The 1,372-nt window shown below is 40.9% G+C and carries 1 protein-coding gene; it reads right to left on the bottom strand.

The features are described 5' to 3' along the window. Positions 1 to 24: 24 nt before the first annotated feature. Positions 25 to 1,311, bottom strand: coding sequence for a hypothetical protein (locus JGK36_RS00095; RefSeq protein WP_293200729.1), 1,287 nt, complete (start codon positions 1,309 to 1,311; stop codon positions 25 to 27). Positions 1,312 to 1,372 lie beyond the last annotated feature (61 nt).

The following is a 1,372-nucleotide window of genomic DNA, read 5'->3' on the forward strand; positions in this document are numbered from 1 at the left end:
GGGTCTGATTTCGCTGTGATGTACCTAAGCTGCTACTTTAGACATATGCTGCCAAGCCTGTTGCCACCGATTAGTTGTTAAAACTAAACCTCTAATCAAAGTCAAGGTTCTTGTATTTTCCTCTTCCCATTTCATACCACAACCACAGAATCTATTCTTTATTAGCGTCTTACACGCACTTTCGGTAACGCCTGAACCGATTAAGTAGCCTTCGCTCAAATATTTTGCGTAGTTCATTTGTTGATGGTGATTACTCAAATAAGTGATGCCTTTTTCTAATGCCTCATTGACTATTTGTTGTTTTCTGAGGATTTTACGATGTTTTTTGAATATTTTGAGTACTTCAAGTACACTATACTGCTTTTCTTTCAGTCGGTCATGCCATTTATCTATTTGCTTATTGAGCTTTCTTTCTTGCGGATATATCGCTTCAAGTCCCGCCCGAATATATTGGAAACAGTGCCAATAATCTATGATTTGCACAGAGGTATATTGGTTGAGAAACGCCCAATTATGAACTGAGCCGTCAGCTAATCCTACCCAAGGCAAATGACCAAATTCGCCTTTTAAAAGTGCGATCTCTTGGCGCATCAACTCCTCAAAACCTGCCTTGCCATATTCGGGTCCGTCACCCAAATAAATCGTATGTAAAACCTGTCTTTCTGCACCCACAAGGCTAATTGTACCCACCATTGCCTCCCTGTAACCCCCATCTTTTAGACGAAGCATCGCCCCATCACGACCAACAGAAATATTCTTTACCAAGGAAGGTGCTATGCCATGTCTATACTGCATCTGTGACTGTAATGCTAAAAGCTTCTCCCCAACATCATAGCTAACTCTCTGTATATGAGAACGTGAAACCTGCCGTAAATGATTCTGTGCCAAATCTTCTGCCACTCGCTCTGAGGGCATATGGGCATACTTCCAACTCAACTGTTTTGCATATCTTGGCGTATTTACACCCAACATCCCTACTTTTGATTCTAATGGAACGTATTGAACTCCACCCCTAACGCCTTGATAGGTACTACGAAGTATTTCTATCGGTCCGTAAGGACTTTCATATCTTTTTTTTTTTTCTCCCTTCAGATAATGACGAACCCCGTTAGGGGCTAGTACTGGACTGTTATCATCGTACTCTTTCAGTAAACTTTGTGTGGCTATAAGACCTGCCTGATTAAGTAGCAACGCTAAATGCTCCTCTTTCTCTAAGAAACTTTCCCCTTCGGTGCGGTCTAATTCTATGGTAATACGTAGTTTGCCTTCGGCTGTTCTTTCTATTTGGGTTGATTCGCTTTTTAGCATCATATTATTCGTTAGTTTGACATGACAATTTAGGTATTTTGTACATCATACTGAAATCACACCC

The organism is Microcoleus sp. PH2017_35_SFW_U_B (assembly GCF_020737865.1).
In the GTDB taxonomy this organism is placed as follows: domain Bacteria; phylum Cyanobacteriota; class Cyanobacteriia; order Cyanobacteriales; family Microcoleaceae; genus Microcoleus.

Bases quoted from the DNA above. Each gene is read 5' to 3' on its own strand.
- JGK36_RS00095 (WP_293200729.1), bottom strand. From the start codon at position 1,311: ATGATGCTAAAAAGCGAATCAACCCAAATAGAAAGAACAGCCGAAGGC.